Origin of the sequence: Chryseobacterium sp. MEBOG07 (assembly GCF_021869745.1) — a bacterium.
GTDB lineage: Bacteria > Bacteroidota > Bacteroidia > Flavobacteriales > Weeksellaceae > Chryseobacterium > Chryseobacterium viscerum.
On sequence record NZ_CP084579.1, the window covers coordinates 213,112 to 231,234 of the forward strand.

The following is an 18,123-nucleotide window of genomic DNA, read 5'->3' on the forward strand; positions in this document are numbered from 1 at the left end:
AATTATCTTTACCTGTTAGAAACTGTTTTCCCTGCAGTTTCTAATTTTTTTATCAATCTACTTTATAACCACCCATGACAAGATCTTTTATTTTAAGAAAATATATTTTCATCGCTATTTTCTGGCTCGTTTTTGCGGTGGCAATCTGGAGTAATTTTCAGGCTACATCCGATGGATCTACAGCTGTATTTCAGACTGTAGTGATAACCGTTACCTCTTTCTTCTTCACTCATTTTCTCACGACAAAGCTTCTTCCAAAAGCATTACGTTTAAAGAAAATGAGATTATTCCTCATTCAAGCAACTCTTATTATTTTTGCATTAAGTTTTATATACTCTCTGATATTTACTTATGTCGAAGGGAGTACTCAAACAGTGCTTCCCGCCTCTTTTTCGGAACAGATTCCTATTTTATGGAAAGGATTTTATATTGCTCTCCCTGCCTCTTTCCTTATTAATGGGGCTGCCTGCGGAATTAAATTTTATCAGGAACACGGGGAAATAGAACGTGATCACATTCTCCTTCAGCAGGCTCATCTGGAAAACCAGCTTAAGCTTTTGCAGGATCAGATCAATCCTCATGTGGTATTTAATATTCTGAATCATATTCATATTCTGATGAAAACGGATACGCAGCTTGCAGATTTTCTACTGATGAAATTTTCGGATATTCTCCGGTATCAGCTGTATCATTGTAACCAAGCCATGGTTCCTTTGGATAAAGATGTTGAATACCTTCAAAACCTTGTTGAGGTAGAAAAACTGAGATGGGGAAATGAGCTTGATGTGAAAGCAAACTGGGAAATCGGGAATAGGAAAGCCTTTATTGCGCCACTGCTTCTCGTTCCTTTTATCGAAAATGCATTTAAATACGTCTGCAGGCTGCCCGGCCATAAAGGGTATATAAAAATCTCCTGTAAAGAGAAAGACAACCACCTCTATTTCTATGTTGAAAATTCCTATTCGGATATGGCTACTTATAAAAAGAAAGACGGAACAGGAGGAATTGGTCTTCAAAATGTAAAAAAACGTTTAAAACTACAATATCCGGATTCCCATGATCTGAAAATTGAAACAGATAATCATATCTTTAAAATAACTTTACGACTAACGCTATCTGACCATCATGAGTAATATTATTCCTAAAATGAAATGCCTGATTATAGATGATGAACCTCTGGCAAGATTCCATCTTAAAGAACTGGCTGATCAGATTGACTTTTTATCGGTTGAGGGAACCTGTGCCACAGCCCTGGAAGCTGACACCAAAGTAAAGGAGAGTGAAATAGACCTCCTTTTCCTGGATATCAATATGCCTTATCTTTCCGGTCTGGAGTTTCTGGAACAGCTTGAAAATCCGCCTTTGTGTATTCTTACCACAGCTTATTCCGAATATGCTTTGGAAGGATTTCGTCTGCAGGTAGCAGATTATCTTTTAAAGCCTATTGCTTTTAACCGTTTTTATCAGGCAGTAAATAGGGCACAACAGCAGTTTATCATCAGTGAAAAACTGAAAAAGAATACTTCACTGGATGATCCTTTTCTATACGTGAGGCAGTCCGATTCCTTTATTAAGGTTTCCTGGGTAGATATTCTTTACATTGAAAGTATGCAGAATTATACCAAGCTTCATTTTAAAGATAAATCGCTGATTATCCATCAGACGATGAAGGCTATTGAAGAATCGCTTCCTTCAGATCACTTTTTCAGGATTCATAAGTCATACCTCATCAATATCACCCATATCGATATGATCTCCGGAGGGCGGCTTTTCATTAATAAAATTGAGCTTCCTATTTCCCGTACCCGAAAAGAAGAATTACTTAATCAGGTGGTGTACAAGAAACTGATCAGCAAATAAAGAAATAACTTATTATAAAAAGGGAAGGTGTTTTAATACCTTCCCTTTCTTATTTTATGGCAGATTCCAGCGCAGTGATACTGCGGCGTAGAATGTACTTGCAAATTTTGGATCTGCTACTTTTTTGTCTCTGAAAATACTTTTGATCTTTCGGTCATTTTCGCTGAAGCTTCTCAGTATTGCTGTTCCACCTGTGAGACGTAACGTAAGTCTGTCATTGATTTTCAATTCCGGTCTAAGTCCTGCAGTGATCTGCTGGTAACCCAGCAACATAGATTTTCCGCCTACATTTCTCTCAACAGTCATCCCGTTAAGGTCTACAACAGCTTTTAAAGCAAATTTGTCTGAAAACATATAACCGGCTTCCATTCCTTGTGGGAAATTGAGGCTGAATTTTATCTTTCCATTCGTTTTCCAGTCAAGATAAATCCAGGGTAAAATCATAGGAACTCCAAAAGCAGTGGTAAGTACCGGCCCTCCACCCAATGAAAGATTGGGGTTAAAATGTCTGATAAACAAAACTCCTCCCTGCCCCAGTACATCATCAAAACTGACTCTTTCAAGGTCTGTATAAACTCCCACGGATGCGGTCATCATCATACTCCATTTTTTACCCAAAGGTCTCATATGCTGTATTCCGACTTGCGCATTCAACATCTGATCCGGAAATAATTGGGTTTCGTAATTTTTGTGTGTCATCTTTGCATAAGACCCGCTCAGCAGCATAGACCACAATCTTACTTTCCCATCGGTATCTTTTTTTACAGATAACGGAATACTCAGATTAAGATCGATCCTTTTAAAATCACTTTTAGAATTCGTCTTTGTGCTGTCTTCAGGGCGGATATAGTTTGAGCCCGGAATATATTCTGTTTTCAGCTCCGCAGAGAGCCCTGATTGTGCACTTACCCAATACCCTAATGGCATTAAACAGCATAAAACCGTCGAAAGGGTTCTTTTCATATTTTAAATTTTATGCAAAGAGAACCCTTTGGTGATTTTTTACAAAAATTACTTGATTAAGTGTCCGGATAGTATGACAACAGGATCAAATAAGAGGATTAGTTTTTCTGTTGTATGAGAACAGATACTTAAGCTGTTACTTTTTGAGCCTTAAAAATACGGTATCCGAACCACACTGCGATTAATGCCATTGCAGAACGTGTCACCACCATCGGGATGATGGAATCTGCTTCTAAAAGACCTATCAGCCCTGACATTAAGAATGTAACCATCAATTGCATGAATCCAAGTAATGCAGCTGCTGTTCCTCTTCCTTCTTTAAATGGAGATAGCGCATGGGCTGATGTGATAGGAAACAAAATACCGATGGCCAGTAATGACAGATAAAGCATTGCAATTTCCAGGGCTACAGAAACGTTTTCTGCAGCAATCAGAATATGGAGAGAACACACCACCAGCAGTACAATGGTAGCCGTAAATAAAAGCGTTGAGTTACTAATTCTTTTGATCAGCTTAGGGGTAATATACGCTGCCGTTATCAAGGCCAGAGAGTTAAAAGCAAATATAAAACTGAACACACCGCTTGAGAACCCATGGATTTCCATAAACAGGAATGGTGCATTCGAAATGTAGATAATAAGGGATGCAAAAGCAAGACTTCCTACCATCGTACTGTTGATAAAATCTTTATTGGAAATGATCATTTTCAGCTGATCTTTTAATCCTTTTTCATTCAACAGTTCATCATCCGGAAGATTAATTCTGCTATTGGTTTCCGGTACATATTTGTAAACCATGAAAAGCGTTATCAGCCCCATGATGCATAAAAAAGCAAAAGAACTGTTCCAGCCCCAGAATTTAAGGAAAACACTTCCCAATAGAGGTGCGACAATGGGAGCAATACCACTGATCTGAGACTGCTGGGAAAAGATCGTTACCGATTTCTGTTTATCGTAAAGATCAATAATGATAGCCCTGCCAATAACGATTCCGGCACTTCCTCCGAACGCCTGCAGAAAACGCATTGCCCATAAAACATAAATATCTGAGGTAAAATAGATGGCTGCTGTTCCTATAATAAAAAGTAAAAGCCCACAATACAGCATAGGTTTACGTCCTTTTTTATCGGACAAAGGCCCCCACAACAGCTGCCCGAAAGCAAACCCGGCAAAGAACACCGAAATGGATATCTGGATATGACCGATATCGGTATTAAAGATTTGGGCCATACTTGGGAAAGCGGGAAGATAAAGATCTATACTTAGCGACTCCAATGTGTTGAGCAGTGCTAAAATAAACACTACAATATTCAAATTCTTCTTCATAAATAACATAAGCCCTCACGGGCGATTTTTCAGCTGCAAAGTTGCTGTAAAAAGCTTAGTTTTTCAATAAAAGAACTGAAGGAAGGATAGCACAAACTGAAGATTTATGTACAACAATAAATAAAAAACATTAGTTTAAGCTTGTCATTATAGTAAATATTGAAGATTACTTTTTTTCATTATTCTTAAAATAGTCGGGATTTTGGCCAGTATGTTTCTTGAAAAATCTTGAAAAATATGAAGTATCATTAAAGCCAAGCTTAAAAGCAATTTCCTTCACCGTGAGCGCTCCAAAGCTAAGTTCTCTTTTGGCTTCCAGGATAAGGCGCTGAGAAATCATTTTTTTTACAGTTGTACCTCTTAAAAGGCGCACAATATCATTAAGATGATGGCTGCTTATCTTTAACTGGCCAGCATAGAAATTGGTTTCTTTATGTACGATATAATGTCTCTCAATAAGCCCTATCAGTTCCTGAATACGTTGACGGTCATTCTGTAAAGGTTCCTGAGGATTAATTTGTTCTCCGATGATGATACAAAATGCTTTCAGATAAGCCTTTAAGAGTTCTGTTCTTGCTGTTGTTTTATATTCCTGCTCCATTAATGCTATAATTGTACTGCAGGTGTTTTCATTTTGGGGATTTAAAAAAAAGGGAAGCTCTCCTCCCGTAAGTACCGATTCTATATTACAGGCCTCGTTGAAAATTTCCCTGCTTATTGCCATTGCATATCCTTCCTCTCCTTCTAATTTCATATTGAATGCCTGCCCTGGAGCAATGATGCAGATTTGATTGTTCTCAAGGGTATAGCTTTCAAAATCCAATTCTAAACGGCTGTTTTCATACACCTTTCTAAACCAGATAATCTCAAAAAAATTATGCCTGTGAACATCGTGAAAATTTTCAGGACCTGCCGCACTTAGCGTACTCATCTGAAATTTTTCAGAAGTGAGATGGTGAACCGGGATTTCTTTTTCTGGTGTAATCATCACTATATAATAAAGTAATTAGCTATAAACAAAAACCGCAGCAAAAAATACTACGGTTTTCTTACAATATTTAAAATTAAATATAATTTTTCGATTTTACTTCCCTAAAAAAGCATCCCATCCCTGAGCTGTAAGGGCCACAAGCTGGTTAGATCCTCTTGCTACCATAAAGTTTCCTTCTTCATTTTCTACCGCATATCCGATGATGGAAAAATCAGGGTGGTTTCTAATTTTATCAAAATCATTGGGTGAAATAGTGAACAAAAGTTCATAATCTTCTCCTCCACTTAAAGCAGTCATTACCGGATTCAAATTCATTTCATCTGCAGTAGAGATCGTAAGGTTGTCCAATGGAACTTTTTCCTCATACAATCTGAATCCTACTTTTGACTGATCTGAAAGGTGAAGGATTTCAGAAGCCAGACCGTCTGAAATATCAATCATTGAAGTGGGTTTAACATCCAGTTCCTCCAAAATATTTTTAACATCTGTTCTTGCTTCAGGCTTCAGCTGTCTTTCCAGGATATAATCGTAGCCTTCCATTTCCGGCTGCATATTAGGGTCGGCAAGGTATACAGCATGTTCTCTTTCCAGAATCTGTAAGCCCATGTATGCTCCACCCAAATCTCCTGTTACCACAAGAAGATCATTTGGTTTTGCACCGCTTCTTTTGACGATGTTTTCTTCATTTTCAATTCCTACAGCGGTAATGCTCATTACCAGCCCTGAATTGGAACTTGTTGTATCTCCTCCTACCAGATCGACTTTATATCTTGAACAAGCAGCCTGAATCCCGGAATAGATTTCTTCCAAAGCTTCCACCGGAAAACGGTTTGAAACCGCAAGGGAAACCAATATCTGGGTAGGCGTCGCATTCATTGCAGCAATATCGCTTAGGTTTACCACCACAGCTTTATAACCTAAATGTTTTAATGGAACATAGCCCAGATTAAAGTGTACTCCTTCCGCCAGCACATCTGTTGTAAGAACTACTTTTTTGTTATCAGGATTAATAACTGCCGCATCATCTCCTACTCCAAGCTCCGAAGATTCATTGGATAGAGGAAAATGCTCTGTCAAATGTTTAATAAGACCGAATTCTCCTAATTTCGAAATGGGCGTCAGCTCCTGTGATTTATCTTCAAACATAAATTTCTGTTTATAAGTGATCTTTGAGAAATGATAATTGATACATCATGAATACAGATTTTCATCGTATATCATTGATCAATCATCATTCATCATTTATATATTAATCTCTGCCGGGTCAATATTGTGTGGGTGGAAAGGAAACTTTTTGAAATCTTCTTTCGACAATACAACGGTTTCCGGGCTCTTATACTTATTCATTGCTTCCACAACGTCATCCGGCGGAGTGGTCATTTTTCTAAGCATCATATCGATCCATACTCCTGTTGCTTCTGCTGTAGCACAGTGTAGCCCATCCGGAGTATAGAATTTGTGAACGAAACGGTAAATAGAAGAATCTTCCGAGCATCCGTCAATTTCTACACTTACGATTACGATCTGATCTGCATAAATCTCTTTGAAGAAAGAATATCTTTCGTGCAGAATTACCGGACCAATTCCCCATCTGCTTAGCTGGGTAACTCCCATTTTCTCTTTAGTCATAAAAGCCATTCTGGCTTGCGCACAATATTGTACATATGATGAATTGGCTAAGTGCTTGTTGGCATCAAGATCGCTCCATCGCACTTCAAATTTATGGTAGAAAATCATTTGAAAATCGTTTTTGGTATGATTAAATTATAATCTTCAAAAATACTCAAATAAGATGGTTTATAAAAATTGTACTTTTGAAAAAATAATCTTCCGCATAGGATTACATAGACATGAAACAGATCATTATTATCGGAGGCGGTGCTGCAGGCTTTTTCTGTGCATCCAATCTTGACGAAAAAAAATATACAATTACGATTTTAGAGCAGAACTCTGATGTTCTTCAGAAGGTTAAAATTTCCGGAGGCGGACGCTGCAATGTAACCCACGCCTGCTTTGATCCAAGAGAACTTGTTCAGTTTTATCCTCGTGGAAACAAGGAACTGCTAAGTGTTTTCAGCAAATTTCAGCCTGGTGACACGATGGAATGGTTTGACCAGCGTAATGTTCCCTTGAAAATTGAAAATGACAACAGAACTTTCCCTGAAAGCAATTCTTCACAGACTATCATCAATACTTTTTTGAATGAGACCCAAAAGAAAAATGTCTCTATACAAACGAAATGTTCGGTAAAAGAGATTGAAAAACAGGATGAAAAATATATTGTAAAGACCTCTTCAGGAGATTTTGAGGCAGATTATATCGTGTATACTACCGGAAGTTCTCCAAAATCGTTGAAAATGGTTGAGAATCTTGGGCATAAGATTGTAGATCTTGTTCCTTCCCTTTTTACTTTTAATATTAAAGATAATTTACTAAAAGATCTTCCGGGAACAAGTTTCGAAAACGCGGGAATTTCCATTCCGAAGCTGAAAACTGAAGAAAGCGGACCGTTGCTTATTACCCACTGGGGACTTTCAGGACCTGCTGTTCTGAAAATTTCTGCATGGGAAGCAATAAGCCTGGCAAAGCTTAAATATAACTTTGAAATTGAAGTTAATTTTATTTCCATAGAAACGGATGAAGCGGAAGAAATTTTTACTCATTTCAAACAAAACAATCCTAAAAAAACCATCGGACAGTCTAAGATTTTTGATATTACGAACAGATTCTGGCAAAAGATTTTAGATATTTCAAAAGTCGACCTCAACAAACAGGTTGCGAATATTTCCGGAAAGGAAATGCAGAAAATCATTGAAAACCTTTGCCAAAAAAAGTTTCAGGTTACCGGAAAATCAACCTTTAAAGATGAATTTGTAACAGCCGGAGGCGTTGATTTAAAGGAAATTAACTTCAAAAACATGTCTTCAAAACTGCTTCCTAATTTTTATATTGCAGGCGAGGTTCTCAATATAGATGCTGTAACGGGAGGGTTCAATTTCCAGGCATGCTGGAGTGAAGGATGGCTAATTGCGCAGGATCTCAATAACTTATAAAAAACACTAAAACTAAACACATGAAAAAAATACTAGCACTCATTTTATGTCTTGGATTTGGGCTTGCATTTGCTCAAACAGAAGAAAATACAACACAACCTGTGGAGAATCATTCCGGAGATCAACTTAATCCAGAACAAAGTAAACCTGCAAAATATCCTGGTGGGGTTCAGGCATTTATGCAAGAGGTCTCTCAAAAAATTAAGATTACCAGAATAAAAGGAGCCAATGGTATGGTACGTTCCAAAGCAAAGTTTTCTGTCAATGTTAAAGGTGACATAGAAACGATTATTGTAACCGGGGAAAATGAATCTCTTAATCATGAGGTAGAAAGAGTAATGAAATCTATGAAAACCAAATGGACTCCCGGAGAATACAAAGGATATCCTATAATGATTTGGTTTGCCCTTCCATTCATTGTCAATTTTGATTAATTAAAATGCTCTCTGCTAAAAGAAATATATCTACCCTTTTTAAAATCCTTCTCATCATAGGATTTGGATACTTCTTTTGGCTGATGCTGAAGATTACGTTAGAATATATTCCTTTTAATCCTGAAGCCAGTTTTCTGATGATTAAACAAACGGAAGTGGTAGAAAGAACCGAGTATCTTGCGTTTTTCTATACTCATGTCTATACAAGTATTTTTGTACTTCTTTCAGGGTTTCTGGCTATTCTCAGACGGAATATGGGATTAAAAAACTTCCACCGGAATATGGGAAAAGTGTATATTTTTCTCATTCTGATCTGTGCTGCACCATCGGGAATTTATATGGGAATATTTGCCAACGGAGGCATCCTATCGAAGATTTCTTTTGTTATTTTGGGCATTTTATGGTGGTTTTCAACGTTTAAAGCCTATCAACTGGCAAGGCAGAAAAAGTTTAAAGAACACAAGCAATGGATGTGGCGGAGTTTTGCTTTTACATTATCTGCTATTACTTTGAGAATGTGGAAAGTTATTATTGTATATTTATTTCATCCCAATCCTATGGATGTCTATCAGATCATTGCATGGCTGGGCTGGGTTCCTAACCTCCTTATTATTGAATATTTAATCACAAAAAAACATATATGAAAATTCTAAATTACACTCTCATTTCTTTACTGACAGTTTCTTTGGTAAGCTGCAAAAAAGATGGGAAGACCAATGAATCGGGAAAAGATTCTCTAACCGCAAAAAAGGATTCTGTTGTTGTTCCTGAAGTTCATAAAGAATACTATGGAATTTATACCGGTGAATTTGCAGGAATGGAAAAGGTAGTTGACGAAATGGACGGTTCGGAATATGATGTCAATAATTATAAAAGAATTTCTTTGAAGATCAACAGGATCACAAAGGACAGTGTTTACGGACAAAGTATTGTGAATGGAAATCAGCGCCCATTCCGAGGAGTTTTCAATGAAACGGCAGCCTCTTTTGTTCTGGATGAACCTGGAAATGACAAAACAGACGGAAGATTCGAGGTAAAACTGAAAGGTGACAGCTTAACCGGAAAATGGAATGCCTTCAATAAAACATCGGTAAAAGCGCCTTCAAAAACACTTAAGCTGACAAAAAAAGAGTTCGTTTATAATCCTAACTTTATGCTGGATAAGGATTCTGATATCGTAGACTGGTCAAACCCTAAAGAGTTTACAGAAAAGTACAAGGACGAAGAAACCGGAAAAACAGAAAGCTATAAAACTTCTAAAAACCGTATCGCCTCAGAAGCGATATTCAAACTGAATGCATCCAAGCAGAAGCTGACGGAAAAAGATCTTAAAAACTTAAGAAAACTTGATCTTGAAATCATCAAAAATTCTGTATTTGCAAGACATGGCTATTCTTTTAAAAAAGAAACTTACAGAAACTTCTTTGAGCAGACAGATTGGTATATTCCTGTTTCCAGTAATGTAGATAATGATCTTTCTCCTATGGAAAAGGACAATGTAGCTTTACTGAACCGCTTTACCAAGTATGCGGAAGATAAATATGATAGTTTTGGAAGATAGGTGTTAGGTTGCAGGTATTAGGTATTAGGTATTAGGGGTCGAGGTTAAGCCATCATTGTTTGTCGCCTTTACAAAAATATAGAGAATTAGGCAGCCTACGGCATAACACAGATTATCAATCCACGAAAAAGAATTTCCGATGACAATATACATTAGGCTTCCAGGACGGAAGCCTAGTTTTTCTGCAATATGGAAATACTGGGCAAATTCTACCAGAAATGAAAAAATCAGAATTCCGAGGATCAGCTTCTGGTCATTTACTTTTACAAAACTCTTCACAAAGGTGTACATAAGCATTACCACAATAACATCTCCAAGATAGGCTCTGATGAAGAAAATATCGCTCAGTTTTGTAGCGATTAAAATTTCTACAAGAAAAATAAGAAGCGTCAGAAGGAGATACTTCAGGCTGAACTGTAATTTCATTTCAAATTGGGTTTAAGGCATAAAAAATCGGTATTCTAAGAACACCGATCGTATTGTAGGTAAGCAAATATATTATTTCTTTACTTTGATTGTACATCCGATGGCGACTGTTTTTGTCATTTTTACAGCATCTCCTTTTATTAAAGCATTTACAGCATCCTGAGCATAATATTCTGATACATCATTCGGATTATCATAATTGTTGTCGATAGCACCAATATATTTTACCATATTCTTTCCGTTTTCCTTTTTCAATACAAAAACATGCGGAGTCTTTGTAGCCCCGTACTGTGGGTAAATTTTCTGCCCTTCATCCACTAGATATGGGAAAGTAAAGCCCTTCTGCTTGGCTCTTTCGATCATCTGCTGATAACCGTCTTCCGGCTGTGCATTAGGATCATTAGGATTAATGGCAATCACCGGATATCCCTGAGCTTTGTATTTTTTATCCAGCTCAATGATTCTATCTTCATATTTCTTTGCATAAGGACAGTGGTTGCAGGTAAATACCACAATGAATCCTTTTGCACTTTTAAAATCGCTCAGAGAGACCATTTTCCCATCAATATTCTTAAGCTTAAAATCAGCAGCTTCATCTCCTACTTCATAGCCTTTTACAGTTGAAACATTCTCTTTTTTATTTTTGCCTTTATCGTGATCCGTTGTCGTAAAGCTCAGTAATCCAAGCCCAACAATGAATGCCGTCATTACAATTTTCAGGTTTTTCATAATAGATTATTTATTGTAGATTTTCTTTAATTGTTTTTTCAAGATCTTCTTTGCTCATTTCACCATCATTAAAATGAATTTTCTCCCCATTTTTATAGAACAGTGTTACCGGAATATTCCCATCCCAGTCTTTTTCTAACCTTGGGATCCAGGTATTCATTCTTTTGATATCATCCAGCAGAATTACTTCAGCCGTAAGGTTTTTATTTTTAATGAATTTCAAAACTCTTTCTTTATCTGCAAGCCTGTCCAGTGAAACCAGGATCATTTTAAATTTAGGATTTCCTGCATATTGATGATTGACCTCCATAAAATGAGGCATCTCCTTTACACAAGGGCCACAGGTGGTTGACCAAAAGTTGACCACAAGAAGTTTATCTTTCTCTTCCTGAATTCGTTTTTCCAGATTTTCATATTTCACCACTGAAATTTCAATCTGCTGGGCTTTAAAAACCGTACAAAATATAAATACAGCCAATATTTTTATTAAACTCTTCATATTAAAATTATAAAATACTACAATTCAACAATGTACAAAAAAAATAAATTTTACCTATTTCATAAATTATTTACAAATGAACAATTTATTTTTATCATGGATACATTTTTTAATACTTTTACAGCCTTAAAAAATTAAAACCATGAAAAAAACTTATTTGCTTCTGCCAATATTCTTTTTGGCATCATGCTCCAGCAGTAACAATGATGATGATTCATCCAACAACAACGGGAACAACAATGATAACAGTCCGGTTTTGGTAACAAAAATGACGATGGACGGAGATGTTTTAACGTTTTCTTATAACGGGTCAAAAATTTCCCAGATCAAAAATCTTACTGAAGGAAGTGTAACTACATTTATTTATTCAGGTGATCTTATTTCCCAGTCTGTAGTCAGTGGTTCAAATACATCTCTTACTACGAAATTTACCTACGACGGAAATGGCAGATTATCAAAGAAAACAATTAACGGTATTGATTTCGGTGGACAATGGAACTCAGAATCCAACTATACTTATCAAGCGAATAACAATGTGAAAATAGTATACACTGCGTCTACTTCAGCATCAACAAGAACCGAAACAAGAAATGCTGTCCTGAATGCTGATGGATCGATGAGCAGCTGGACTGGTACTCTTTCAAGAACTCAAAATAATACTACTGAAACAGCAACTTCTACCTTAAAAACAGTGGTATATGATACAAAAAATGCTCCTTTAAAAAATATTACCGGATACCTAAAGATCATTGACAATGAAGATGAAAGCGGATCTGCTCACAATACATTAAGCTACAATCACATCGTCAGTTACAATAATGGAACCGGAACTGAATGGACAATATTCAAATCCAATTTTGAATACAATGCCAGTGGTTACCCTACAAAAGAAATTCGAAGCTATTACGAGAAAACAGGAAATACACCTTCTGGTTCCACTGATGTTAATACTTACGAATACAATCATTTATAAAACACAGAGCGCTTAAGGCGCTCTTTTTTATAGAAGAAGATCGCGACATTAAAATTCACAAACACCTTATAATCAACAACATATAAAAATAGGTTTTATATATTTTACAAATAAACAGTTTATTTTCATCAGCAATTCATTTTTTTGATATTTTTACTGCCTTAAATTAAAACCATGAAAAAAGCTTATTTACTTCTGCCAATTTTCTTTTTGGCATCCTGCTCTAGCAGTAATGATGATAACGAATCATCCAACAATAACGGGAACAACAATGATAACAGTCCGGTCTTAGTTACAAAAATGGTTGCTGACGGAGACACTTCAACGTACACTTACAATGGCTCAAAAATCTCTCAGATTAAAAATATCACCAATAGTGAAGTTACCCTATTCAGTTATTCAGGAGATCTGATTACCCAGCAGGTAACTACCGGTTCAAGCACCAGCTACAAAACCAATTATACCTATGATGGAAACAGCAGATTGAGCAAAAAGATATATGTTGAGAATAATCTTTCATCCGGAACTGTTTCTACAGTAGAAACCAATTATACATATCTTTCCAGCAATAGTGTAAAAATTACCTATACCGCAAACTTTACAGGGTCTCCTGCTATGAGAACCGGTACGAAAATGGCAACATTAAATGCAGACGGCTCACTGAGCAGCTGGACAGAAACAGCATCAGTTCCTGCTAACACGGGAGGATTTCATAGTGCAACGGGATCTTTACAGCCTATCCAATACGATACTAAGAACATTCCTTTTAAAAATATAACCGGATTTTTAAAAATTATTGATACCGAAGATGAGAACGGATCTACCCACAATATCCTAAGCTATAATAATCTCCTTAATTATAACAATGGCTCAGGAAGTGCTGAATGGGATATCTTTAAGTCTACTTACGAATACAATACCAGCAATTATCCTACTAAAAATGTCAAAACTTATTATAATAAGACCGGCACAGGGGTAACGAACAGCGAATTGAATACTTACGAATACAATCATTTATAATAGAAAAGAGAGCTTAATGCTCTCTTTTTGTTTTCGTTAACACCTATGTTAAATTTTTCCCAATCTATGGAATTATATGAATGATTTTGTATATTAGCTCTGAATCAAAACTAAAAATTACCATGAAAAAATTAAACATTCAAAAAAGAAAATTAACCAAAACTGAGTTAAAAGAAATTAATGGTGGAGCACTTCCTCCGAGATGTCTCCGCGGATTCTGCACACTCCCTGACTCAGGAGAGATGGTACCCGGGCTTATCGGAAGAGATGGATTTTGCTGCTAATCAAAAAATAATACTAAAAAACTAATCAAACTAAAACTACCATGAAAAAATCAAACATTCAAAAAAGAAAATTGACAAAAAGTGAATTGAAAGATATCAAAGGAAGCGGAAGATTATGCTTTGATGGATTCTGCCGTATGGGAGAATTTGAAGAATGGCAGCTTGGCGCTGGTGACAAAAATGGATTTTGCTGCTAATCATTAACACTTTAATAATCAATTATCATGAAGAAATCAAACATTCAGAAAAGAAAACTGACAAAAAGCGAATTGAAGGAAATAAACGGAGGTAACGGACCTATCGTTTGCCCTGAAGGATTATGCAAAATAGGTGATGACCAATATGTTATCGGTCCTGTAGGTAGAGACGGGTACTGCTGTTAATATCACGTAATCTTGTTAGATAAAATAAGGATTGAGGAAACCCCTCAATCTTTTTTTGAATTAATATTTTAAACCTAAAAAAAGTTAACAATTTGACTCACAATATTTTGAACATAATAAAATAACTTGTAAATTAGCTTTTACCAAATTAAAATTATTATGAAAAATTCAAAAAATCAGAAAAGAAAGCTTAGTAAAAATGAGCTGAAAGAGATCAGCGGAGGAGCCAACAGACCTATCTGCCCAAGAGTAATAAGCTGTACAGATCCTAATACCGGAGAGGAAAGATCTGGAGTTCCCGGGATGCAGGATGGATTTTGCTGTTAATTAAGCTTTAATTTTATAACAAAAAAAATGATTGGATTATTTTCCAATCATTTTTTTTATCGCATTCAGCTTCATCAAAGCTTCAATCGGTGTCAAAGTATTGATATCTATTTTCGTCAGTTCCTCACGGATATTCTCCAGAACAGGATCATCCAGCTGGAAGAAAGAGAGCTGCATATTTTCCTCAGTCACTCTTTTGATACTCTCAGACGTATTTCCTCCCTGCGTTCTGCTCGCTTCAAGTGTTTTAAGAATTTCATTCGCTCTGTTCACCACTTTGGATGGCATTCCGGCTAGTTTTGCAACATGAATACCGAAACTATGTTCACTTCCTCCTGGTACCAGCTTTCTCAGGAAAATGATATTTCCTTTGTTTTCCTGGATAGAAACGTGGAAATTTTTCACCCTTTCAAAGTTGATGGTCATTTCATTCAGCTCATGATAGTGGGTAGCAAACAGGGTCTTCGCCTGCGTTGGATGCTGATGAAGATATTCTGCAATAGCCCATGCGATAGAAACCCCGTCATAAGTGGAAGTTCCACGGCCGATTTCATCCAGTAAAATCAGGCTTCGTTCTGAAATATTATTCAGAATGTTGGCCGCTTCATTCATTTCTACCATGAAAGTAGACTCTCCTGCAGAAATATTATCTGTGGCCCCTACCCTTGTAAAGATTTTATCCAGCATTCCGATTTCAGCATGCTTTGCAGGCACAAAACTTCCGATCTGAGCCAAAAGACATACAATAGCCGTCTGCCGTAGAATTGCCGATTTACCGGCCATGTTCGGACCTGTAACCATAATGATCTGCTGAGAATCTTTATCCAGGAAAATATCATTCGGAATGTACTTTTCTCCCAACGGAAGAGCATTCTCAATGATCGGGTGCCTGGCTTCTTTTAGATCGATCGCATAGCCGTCATTCAAAACAGGCCTTGTATAACTCTCAGAAACAGCCAGTTCAGACAAACCGGCAGCCACATCAAGTTGTGCAGTGATATTGGAGTTCCCTTGAATCTGATCAATATAGATCATCGTTTCTGCACATAAATTCCTGTACAGTGAAGTTTCCAGAACACCGATTTTTTCTTCGGCTCCCAGAATCTGGTTTTCATATTCCTTTAGCTCTTCGGTAATATATCTTTCAGCATTCACTAAAGTCTGCTTTCTTACCCAGTCATCCGGAACTTTATCTTTATGGGTGTTTCGGACTTCAATATAGTATCCGAAAACATTATTAAAATCAATTTTAAGACTTGTAATTCCCGTTCTTTCAATCTCTCTCTGGCACATATCATCCAGAAACCCGCGTCCTTTACTCTGCAGGTTTCTTAACCTGTCCAGCTCTTCAGAAATACCAGCTTTAATAATGTTTCCTTTGGCAATGTTTACCGGAAGTTCTTCATTAAGGTGGTTTTCCAGGAATTTAATTAATTCTTCCAGATCAAATAACGGTTCCAGCCACGCCAGCACTCCTGCATGAGGATGCAATAACGCTTTGATTTTATGGATATTAATCAAACTTTGACGCAGATATCCCAATTCTTTGGGTGAAATTTTTTCTGCAGCCAGTTTTCCCATTAATCTGTCAAGATCTGAAATCGATTTCAAAAGCTGGCAGATCTCATATTTCAGAGGTTCATTTTCGTTTAAGAAATCAATCAGAGAAAGTCTTCTCATAATCTCATCCACTGATTTTAAAGGAAGAATAATTCTCCTTCTCAATAATCTCCCTCCCATCGGAGTAGAAGTTTTGTCAATGATATCCAGCAGAGATTTTCCTTGTGGATTGCTTGGATAAACGATTTCCAGGTTTCTCAGGGTAAAATTATCCATCATCAGATAATCTTCCTGTGGAATGATCTGAAGTTTTGTAATATGGGAAAGCAGGTTATGGTGAGTATCCTCCACCAGATAAGCAAAAATAGCCCCTGCTGCAGTAATCGCCAGTGGAAGGCTTTCTACCCCAAATCCTTTTAAAGAATTGGTTTTAAAGTGATTCGTTAATTTTTCGTAGGCAAAATTATATTGGAAAGCCCAGTCTTCCAGTTTGAAAGCATTTTTATTTTTTATCTGCTCCGGAATCTGTGTACTTCTCTGGAAAATAATCTCGCTGGGATCAAAAGTATTGACAATATGCAACAGTTTTTCCAAAGTTCCTTCACTTACCAGAAACTCTCCAGTAGAGATATCAACTAAGGCCATTCCGTATTTCTCTTTTTCTTTGTGTAAAGAAAGAAGGAAATTATTCTTTTTTGAATTTAAAACCTGGTCATTGAAGGTAACACCGGGTGTAACCAACTCCGTAACGCCTCTTTTTACAATCCCTTTCACTGTTTTTGGATCTTCAAGCTGATCACAGATTGCCACTCTCATGCCTGCCCTTACCAATTTTGGAAGATAAGAATCTACAGAGTGATGTGGAAATCCGGCCAGCTCTATATGCCCATCACCATTGGCCCTTTTGGTAAGCACAATCCCCAGAATCTGAGAAGTTCTGACAGCATCCTGCCCAAAAGTTTCATAAAAATCCCCAACCCTGAATAATAATAGCGCATCAGGGTATTTCGCCTTGATGGTATTGTACTGCGTCATTAATGGGGTTTCTTTCTTCGCTGCTTTTGCCATAGTAAAAAATGAGCCCCAAATTTAGAAAAATAAATTCAGGGTATGAGAATTGTTTATCAGTTAATCTTTTATACTTTTCTTTATCAGCAATTAATCGTATTTTCACCATCAAATCACATTATTCATGGAATTTCCTGTTTTAGAAACTGAAAGGCTTATTTTACGTCAGCTTACTTTTGATGATACCCAAGACTTGTTCGAGTATTTTTCTCTGGATGAAGTTATGGAATATTATGATCTGGATACTTTTAAAACAGAAGAGGATTCCCGACGTATTATTCAACATTTTAACGATGAATTTGAAAAAGGAAAAGGTTTCAGATGGGCTCTGGAACTGAAATCCAATGGAAAAGTCATCGGAACTTGCGGTTACCACAACTGGTACAGAGAACACTTCCGGGCGGAAGTCGGCTATGAACTTAATCCCAAATTTTGGCAGCAATCTTATATGAAAGAAGCCATTCTCCCGATTCTGACCTATGGATTTGAAACAATGAGACTGCACCGTATAGATGCATTCATTGATCCCTCCAATATCTCTTCTGAAAGACTGTTATCTTCTTTAAATTTCAGCAAAGAAGGTACTTTAAAAGATTTCTTTTTTGAAAAAGGGAAATTTGTAGATGCCACAATCTTCGGGCTTATTAATAAATAAGCAGGAAGCACG

General features: G+C 36.8%; 21 protein-coding genes. 12 read left to right on the top strand and 9 right to left on the bottom strand.

The window, feature by feature from the left end; translation table 11 throughout:
• Positions 1 to 74 precede the first annotated feature (74 nt).
• Both LF886_RS00945 and LF886_RS00950 read left to right on the top strand, forming a co-directional pair.
• Entirely contained in the window at positions 75 to 1,133 is a 1,059-nt protein-coding gene (locus LF886_RS00945) for a sensor histidine kinase (RefSeq protein WP_236852249.1), read from the top strand.
• Complete coding sequence (locus tag LF886_RS00950) at positions 1,126 to 1,860, top strand: LytR/AlgR family response regulator transcription factor (RefSeq protein ID WP_103233902.1); 735 nt, start codon at positions 1,126 to 1,128, stop codon at positions 1,858 to 1,860. The genes LF886_RS00945 and LF886_RS00950 overlap by 8 nt, the downstream gene beginning before the upstream one ends.
• Positions 1,861 to 1,914: 54 nt before the next feature.
• On the opposite strand, the gene LF886_RS00955 is transcribed toward LF886_RS00950, so the two are convergent.
• The 5 genes from LF886_RS00955 to LF886_RS00975 form a co-directional block, all read right to left on the bottom strand.
• On the bottom strand, positions 1,915 to 2,823 hold the full coding sequence (locus LF886_RS00955) for a DUF6268 family outer membrane beta-barrel protein (protein WP_236852250.1): 909 nt from the start codon (positions 2,821 to 2,823) through the stop codon (positions 1,915 to 1,917).
• 128 nt (positions 2,824 to 2,951) lie between these two features.
• Positions 2,952 to 4,148 (bottom strand): multidrug effflux MFS transporter, encoded by a 1,197-nt coding sequence (locus LF886_RS00960; protein ID WP_236852251.1) that lies wholly within the window; start codon positions 4,146 to 4,148, stop codon positions 2,952 to 2,954.
• A gap of 166 nt (positions 4,149 to 4,314) precedes the next feature.
• On the bottom strand, positions 4,315 to 5,136 hold the full coding sequence (locus LF886_RS00965) for a helix-turn-helix domain-containing protein (protein ID WP_236852252.1): 822 nt from the start codon (positions 5,134 to 5,136) through the stop codon (positions 4,315 to 4,317).
• 96 nt (positions 5,137 to 5,232) lie between these two features.
• Complete coding sequence (gene thiL, locus LF886_RS00970; protein WP_236852253.1) at positions 5,233 to 6,285, bottom strand: thiamine-phosphate kinase; 1,053 nt, start codon at positions 6,283 to 6,285, stop codon at positions 5,233 to 5,235.
• A gap of 96 nt (positions 6,286 to 6,381) precedes the next feature.
• Positions 6,382 to 6,876 carry an acyl-CoA thioesterase gene (locus LF886_RS00975; RefSeq protein ID WP_236852254.1) on the bottom strand — a complete coding sequence of 165 codons (495 nt, stop codon included), beginning with the start codon at positions 6,874 to 6,876 and terminating at the stop codon, positions 6,382 to 6,384.
• A 113-nt stretch (positions 6,877 to 6,989) separates the two neighbouring features.
• On the opposite strand from LF886_RS00975, the gene LF886_RS00980 reads away from it, so the two are divergent.
• Genes LF886_RS00980 through LF886_RS00995 form a run of 4 tightly spaced genes read left to right on the top strand, consistent with a single transcriptional unit; the run spans position 6,990 to position 10,187 of the window.
• Complete coding sequence (locus tag LF886_RS00980; protein WP_236852255.1) at positions 6,990 to 8,192, top strand: NAD(P)/FAD-dependent oxidoreductase; 1,203 nt, start codon at positions 6,990 to 6,992, stop codon at positions 8,190 to 8,192.
• Positions 8,193 to 8,212: 20 nt separating this feature from the next.
• The gene (locus tag LF886_RS00985) at positions 8,213 to 8,626 is read left to right on the top strand and encodes a hypothetical protein (RefSeq protein ID WP_236852256.1); all 414 of its coding nucleotides are present in this window, start codon (positions 8,213 to 8,215) and stop codon (positions 8,624 to 8,626) included.
• Positions 8,627 to 8,631: 5 nt separating this feature from the next.
• Positions 8,632 to 9,270: a DUF2306 domain-containing protein gene (locus LF886_RS00990; RefSeq protein WP_236852257.1), complete on the top strand. Its 639-nt coding sequence runs from the start codon at positions 8,632 to 8,634 to the stop codon at positions 9,268 to 9,270.
• Positions 9,267 to 10,187, top strand: coding sequence for a YARHG domain-containing protein (locus tag LF886_RS00995; RefSeq protein WP_236852258.1), 921 nt, complete (start codon positions 9,267 to 9,269; stop codon positions 10,185 to 10,187). Before LF886_RS00990 ends, LF886_RS00995 begins: the two co-directional genes overlap by 4 nt.
• A 24-nt stretch (positions 10,188 to 10,211) precedes the next feature.
• Here the strand turns inward: LF886_RS00995 and LF886_RS01000 are convergent, their stop codons facing one another.
• The 3 genes from LF886_RS01000 to LF886_RS01010 all read right to left on the bottom strand — a co-directional run bounded on the left by LF886_RS01000 (position 10,212) and on the right by LF886_RS01010 (position 11,841).
• Positions 10,212 to 10,613: a DUF2809 domain-containing protein gene (locus LF886_RS01000; protein WP_236852259.1), complete on the bottom strand. Its 402-nt coding sequence runs from the start codon at positions 10,611 to 10,613 to the stop codon at positions 10,212 to 10,214.
• Positions 10,614 to 10,685: 72 nt separating this feature from the next.
• Entirely contained in the window at positions 10,686 to 11,342 is a 657-nt protein-coding gene (locus LF886_RS01005; protein WP_236852260.1) for a thioredoxin family protein, read from the bottom strand.
• 10 nt (positions 11,343 to 11,352) lie between these two features.
• Positions 11,353 to 11,841 carry a TlpA family protein disulfide reductase gene (locus tag LF886_RS01010; RefSeq protein WP_236852261.1) on the bottom strand — a complete coding sequence of 163 codons (489 nt, stop codon included), beginning with the start codon at positions 11,839 to 11,841 and terminating at the stop codon, positions 11,353 to 11,355.
• 142 nt (positions 11,842 to 11,983) lie between these two features.
• Between LF886_RS01010 and LF886_RS01015 the strand changes: the two genes are divergently transcribed.
• From LF886_RS01015 to LF886_RS01035, 5 genes are all read left to right on the top strand, one after another.
• The gene (locus LF886_RS01015; RefSeq protein WP_236852262.1) at positions 11,984 to 12,814 is read left to right on the top strand and encodes a hypothetical protein; all 831 of its coding nucleotides are present in this window, start codon (positions 11,984 to 11,986) and stop codon (positions 12,812 to 12,814) included.
• 174 nt (positions 12,815 to 12,988) lie between these two features.
• Complete coding sequence (locus tag LF886_RS01020) at positions 12,989 to 13,834, top strand: hypothetical protein (protein ID WP_109737853.1); 846 nt, start codon at positions 12,989 to 12,991, stop codon at positions 13,832 to 13,834.
• A 325-nt stretch (positions 13,835 to 14,159) separates the two neighbouring features.
• Positions 14,160 to 14,315 (top strand): hypothetical protein, encoded by a 156-nt coding sequence (locus LF886_RS01025; protein WP_236852263.1) that lies wholly within the window; start codon positions 14,160 to 14,162, stop codon positions 14,313 to 14,315.
• Between the two features lie 27 nt (positions 14,316 to 14,342).
• Entirely contained in the window at positions 14,343 to 14,501 is a 159-nt protein-coding gene (locus tag LF886_RS01030) for a hypothetical protein (protein WP_153816314.1), read from the top strand.
• Between the two features lie 159 nt (positions 14,502 to 14,660).
• Entirely contained in the window at positions 14,661 to 14,828 is a 168-nt protein-coding gene (locus LF886_RS01035; protein ID WP_109737854.1) for a bacteriocin, read from the top strand.
• Between the two features lie 36 nt (positions 14,829 to 14,864).
• Here LF886_RS01035 and mutS read toward each other — a convergent pair whose 3' ends face one another.
• Positions 14,865 to 17,456: a DNA mismatch repair protein MutS gene (mutS, locus tag LF886_RS01040; protein WP_236852264.1), complete on the bottom strand. Its 2,592-nt coding sequence runs from the start codon at positions 17,454 to 17,456 to the stop codon at positions 14,865 to 14,867.
• A gap of 124 nt (positions 17,457 to 17,580) precedes the next feature.
• Here mutS and LF886_RS01045 point away from each other — a divergent pair, with 124 nt between their 5' ends.
• Positions 17,581 to 18,111 carry a GNAT family N-acetyltransferase gene (locus tag LF886_RS01045; RefSeq protein ID WP_236852265.1) on the top strand — a complete coding sequence of 177 codons (531 nt, stop codon included), beginning with the start codon at positions 17,581 to 17,583 and terminating at the stop codon, positions 18,109 to 18,111.
• Positions 18,112 to 18,123: the final 12 nt, after the last annotated feature.